The organism is Formivibrio sp. oc-25, assembly GCF_055810895.1.
Window position 1 is genome coordinate 1 of sequence record NZ_JBVVOL010000058.1, and the last position, 5,451, is coordinate 5,451.

Below are 5,451 nucleotides of genomic sequence, written 5' to 3' on the forward strand. Positions count from 1 at the left end.
GGGTTTTCCTGACCATCGACGGTCTTCATTTCCATCGCGGTATAGAGTTCGGTGAACGGCATCGGCACGGCATTGGCGCCCAGCGTGTTGAACATGTCGACATACAGCGGGTTCAGGATGGTGCGCAGCTTCAGACCCTTGATGTCTTCCAGCTTGGTGATCGGACGCTTGCTGTTGCTGATCGAGCGATAGCCCTGTTCCATGAAGCCCAGACCGACCCAGCCCTTGGCAGGCATGTAGTCCATCAGCTTCTGACCAAACGGGCCATCCAGCACGGCATCGGCCTGCTTGACGTTGGCAAAGGCAAACGGGAAATCGAGCACGACGAATTCAGGAACCGTGCCCACGAGCTGGGCCGGGGACATCATCGAGATTTCGATGGTGCCGCCCTGCATGGCGGACGCGACCTGTTGCTCGCCCCCGAGGGTGCCGTTCGGGAAAATCTTGATCTTGATCTTGCCGCCGCTCTTCTTCTCGACGACTTCAACGAATTTCTGCGCGCCCAGGCCTTGCGGGTGATCGATGGCGTTCACGATCGGGAACTTGGCGCTGCGTTCCTTGATATCGGCGGCCAGGCTGGTGCCGGCGGCAAAGATCATGGCAGTGGCCAGTGCGATCGGGGTCAGAACTTTTTTCATTTTCCTCTTCCTCTGTGTTGATTGGAAAATTGCACTACGTAAAAACTTACGGAGTGAAGACTGACATACCATTTCACGTCACGCAAAAAACAGGGGGAGTAAATCTACTCATTGTGTTGTAAGTTGCGGTTTTTAATGGAGATTTCTGAGTGCCGTTTCCTGCGTGGCTGCGGGAATTTTCAAGGAGGGAGTGCGGGTGTTTGGTAAGGATGTTGTGGTAGTGGTTCTTGTTTTATTTCTTTTTTTGTAATCGGATGTTGGGTGATATTCAGCCGGTGTGGCTGGTATCGTGTGCCCGTGTTGCTTCACCCAGTCGCTGCAGCAAGGTCGCCAGATCCCGGGCAAATGCAGCAATTTCTGCGGCATTGACCGCACCGTCGGCCAGTTGCTGCTGCAGATTGATGCACTGCTGCTGCAGGGTATCCGCGCCCAGCATGCCCAGCATGGATTTGGCGTTATGGACCAGATCCAGCATGGCTTTGTCATTCTGCTCACGTATCGCAGCGTCCAGTGCGTCAACCATGCCGCCGCGCTCGGCAGCGATGCGGCAGGCCAGTTGCGCATACAGATCGCGCCGGCCCAGCATGCGCGTGATGGCCTGTGTGATATTGATGCCGGGAATGTCCGCCAGACTGGTCAGCAGACGCTCGTTTTTGTCCGTGGCGGATGGATTTGTCTGGCCGCCGGCGGCGGCCGTTACTGTTTGCGTACGCGGCCGCATTGCCAGGTGGCGGCTCAGGGTGGCAAACATCTGTTGAGGATGAATGGGTTTGGCAATGTAGTCATTCATTCCGGCGGCCAGGCAGCGTTCCAGATCGCCTTCCAGCGCGTTGGCGGTCAGGGCGATGATCGGAATCTGCGCAAATGCGGGGTTTTTCCTGATTTCCGCCGTGGCTTCGAAGCCATCCATGTTCGGCATATGGATATCCATCAGCACCAGATCGAACGGCTGGCCATTGAGCAGCTGGATACCCTGCAGGCCATCGCTGCCGATGGTTACATGAACGCCGACCATTTCCAGCAGGTCATGCACCACTTCCTGGTTGATCCGGTTGTCCTCGACCAGCAGGATACGTCGGCCGGCCAGCCCCTCCCAGTCAGCCAGCCCGTGGGTATCCTGCGCCTTGGGGACATGGGTCGGATCGAACAGCTCAACCATGGCATCGTACAGCTCGGACGGCGTAACCGGCTTGGCCAGTACGCTGTCGATAGGCAGGCGATCGAGCCCAGGCGGGCTATCCTGGCCGGCGGAGGCGACCAGTACCAGGTGCGGCTGCTTGCGTTGCAGCGGGTGTTGCAACATCTGTTCGGCGGTTTCCAGTCCATTGAGCCCCGGCATTTGCCAATCAAGGAAGACCACGTCGTAGGGGTGATCGGTCTGATCGGCCTCTGCGATCAGTTCGATGGCACGGTTACCGTCGTCCGCCTCATCCACCTGCACCTCCAGCGCATGCAGTTGTCCTTGCAGTTGCTGGCGGGCGTGGGTGTTGTCGTCGACCACCAGCGCGCGCAAGCGGGACAGCCCGGCCGGAATCTGCCGGCCCGGGTTGTCCAGATGGCTGACACGCAGCGTGATTTCGAGCGAGAACACACTGCCCTGGCCCGGTTGCGATTGGACGTCGATGCGGGCATCCATCAGATCGGCCAGGCTGCGGCTGATGGCCAGCCCCAGTCCGGACCCTTCAAACTGGCGTGACATCGAGCCATCGAGTTGCTGGAACGGGCGGAACAACAGTGGCAATTTCTCCTCGGCGATGCCGATGCCGGTGTCTTCCACTTCAAAGCGCAGATGGGCACGTCCGCCGCTGCGTGCGAGATCCTGAACCCGCAGGACGATTTCGCCATGCTCGGTAAACTTGACGGCGTTGTTGGCAAAATTGATCAGGATCTGGCCGATACGCTTGGCATCGCCGACCAGCTGGTCCGGCAGCCCCGGCGCGATGGCAATGATCAGCTCCAGATCCTTGGCCTGGGCCTGCTCCGCCACCAGGCCGGCGACGTGATCGAGCAGTGCTTCCAGCGAGAATTCACTGACATCGATCTGCAGCTTGCCGGCTTCGATCTTGGACAGATCGAGAATATCGTTGACGATGCCCAGCAGGTGCTGGCCGGAAGACTGGATGCGCCCGATGTAGTGCGCAACGCGCGGGTCGGTATTGGCGTGCGCCGCCAGATGGCCCATGCCGATGATGGCATTCAGCGGCGTGCGGATCTCATGGCTCATATTGGCCAGAAACTCGGCCTTGGCCCGGCTGGCGGTCTCGGCCAGATCGCGTGCTGCCGCCAGTTCCTCGGTGCGCTCGGCCACCTTGTTTTCCAGGGTCTGGGTCAGCTCTTCCAGATCGCGCTGGGTGGAGATGAGCTCGGTAATATCCAGTGCGACAGTACCGACGGCCACGACCGAGCCATCCTTATCGCCGCGAACCGGGAAGCGCACGATGCTGTAGGTTTCCTCTTTGCCCTGGGCATTGTGCTTGGTGTAATTGCGCGTGAACGGCCGGCCCGTTCGCAAGACTTCATCGTGCTCGCGCTGCCGCATGCGGGCTTCTTCCACCGGGTAGATTTCTGCATCGGTTTTGCCCAGCACGTAGCCCGGCGGCATTTCGGCAATCGATTCAAACACCGGGTTGGCCATCAGGTAACGCCCGTCCGCGCTTTTCATGTTCATGCCGGCAGGGATGTAATCGCGGAAAGCAGCCAGACGCTGCTCGCTGCGCGCAAGCGAGCGGCGCGAGCGCCAGTCGGCGTAGGTCAGCAAGACAATCAGCATGCTGCCCAGGCTGATCAGCGCCACCAGGGCGTTGCGCGCGAAATAGTAGGAGCGGAACGCCTCATCCATGTCTTCCTCGACGATGAGGCCAATCGCGGCATCCTGCATCCAGCGCCCGGCGCCGACGACCATCCGGCCACGATAATCAGGGTAGTTTTCCAGCAGGCCGGTATCGAGCGAGGTGTATTCCATCAGCCGTTCGAACACGCGCGTGAACGGCTCGGTGCTGAGCAGTGCCGGATCGGCCAGCCCATCTTCTTCCCGGATGGGCAGCACACGGGCGGAAAGCTGGAACAGGCTCCAGCCCGGTTCTGCGCCCTTTGGGGCAGCCAGTTTCTTTTCAAAGCGGATCGGCGAGAGAATCTGGCCATCCTGATCGACGACATAGGCTTCGCCATGCACGCCGGGACGCCCGTCGCGCAGCAGGCGATAGAGGCGCAGTGCCGGGTTTTCGTGCAGGCATAGAAACCCGATCAATCTGCCATCCTGTTCGGCACGGGCGCAGGATAGCTGGTAGGCAATGGCGGAGGGATTTTCGACCCACAGCGTGGAAACCGGGTGCCGGGCGGAAATCGGCGGGGTGACCGCGCCGCCCATCAGCAGTTCTGACCGCCGCAAGGTTTCGCGGGTGGCCGGCAGGGTCAGCTGGCCGATATAGGGTCGGGTGCCCGAGGTGATGACCCGTTTGCCATCGGGCGCAATCAGGGTGTAATCCTCGAAGCCCCGGCTTTGGTACAGCGGGGTGATCCAGTTTTCGTAGGCATCGTGCAGGGAGGGGTCATCTGGCGTTTTCAGCAGGCGCGCCGCAAATTCCTTTTGCAGCGGCTCATCCGCAATCTTGCGCGCACGTGCCACCGAATCCTGCTGCAGCAGCACCAGGCCGCGCGACATGGTTTCCAGATTGCTGATCACGTGGTCTTCGATATTGCGCCGGTATTCTGCCTTGATGGCATCGAGCACATATACGCCCGCGCTGATAAGCACGCTGATGGCCAGCAAGGCCAGCAACACGCGCGTGCGGAAATCCTTGTAGGGAATGTGTATGATGCGGGTCAGGCTGCGTGGGCGGCGGGTTTCGTGCATGTGGGTGGTTATCCGTCTGCCTCAGAACAAGTTCTCAGAGAAACAGCTTGACCAGTTCGGCAATGGATTCGACATGCAGTTTTTCCATCAGGCGCGCGCGGTGGTTTTCTACAGTACGCACGCTGATTGCCAGATCCTGGGCAATCTTCGGGCTGGATTTGCCGGCGGCGACGAGCTCGGCAATCTGGCGTTCCTTCGGTGTGAGCAAGGCCAGCCGCGCGTCGCGCGTGACACGTGCCAAATGTGCTGCATGCAGTTGCCGGCTGCGTACCAGCGCACTTTGTACCTTGGCTACCAGCGTGTTGCCGTCAACCGGTTTTTCCAGGAAATCGAACGCACCTTTCTTGATGGCTTCAACCGCAGAGGGTACTTCGGAATAGCCGGAAACCAGGATGATCGGCAGGAAGCTGCCCTTGTCCAGCAACTGCTGCTGCACTTCCAGTCCGTCGATTTCCGGCATGCGCAGATCACAGATCAGGCATTCGTGCGGGCCGGGCTGATAGGCATCCAGGAACTGGCGGGCAGAGGTGAAGGTGCGAATCTCCGCGCCGACGCCCTGCAACAGTTCCTTGAACATCCACAGCGTGATGTCGTCGTCATCAATGATGTAGATAATCGGGCGAATGAACGACATCGGCAGGGGTTTTCCTTGTGGTCATCGGCGACTTCAGAACCTAACACGATTCAACCGGGCGTGCCAGATACAAGCTAGCCAGATCAAACGGAGCCGGGGAAGTGCGGCTTCCCCGGTTTTTGTCGTGCAGAAACCTGGCGCCTCGGGTTATTTCTGATTCCGGGTTTTTTCCAGTTCGGCTTCAAACGCCTTGATCAATGTCGGGTCGAGCCGCGCTGCGTATTTGTCGATGACCGGTTTTACTGCGGTCTTCATGCGGGCGAGTTCTGCCGGGGCAATCTCGTTGATCTGCATGCCATGCTCGAGCATCACCTTGCGCGATTTCT

General features: G+C 59.6%; 3 protein-coding genes. All 3 read right to left on the reverse strand.

What is annotated here, in order from left to right; all coding sequences use genetic code 11:
- Positions 1-638, reverse strand: a 638-nt coding sequence (locus AC0KVQ_RS16085; RefSeq protein WP_473422204.1) for a DctP family TRAP transporter solute-binding subunit, incomplete at its 3' end; no start/stop codon positions are given.
- A gap of 268 nt (positions 639-906) precedes the next feature.
- A complete protein-coding gene (locus AC0KVQ_RS16090) occupies positions 907-4,491 on the reverse strand; it encodes a response regulator (protein ID WP_473422205.1) in 3,585 nt (1,194 codons plus the stop codon).
- A gap of 34 nt (positions 4,492-4,525) precedes the next feature.
- Positions 4,526-5,125 (reverse strand): response regulator transcription factor, encoded by a 600-nt coding sequence (locus AC0KVQ_RS16095; RefSeq protein ID WP_473422206.1) that lies wholly within the window; start codon positions 5,123-5,125, stop codon positions 4,526-4,528.
- Positions 5,126-5,451 lie beyond the last annotated feature (326 nt).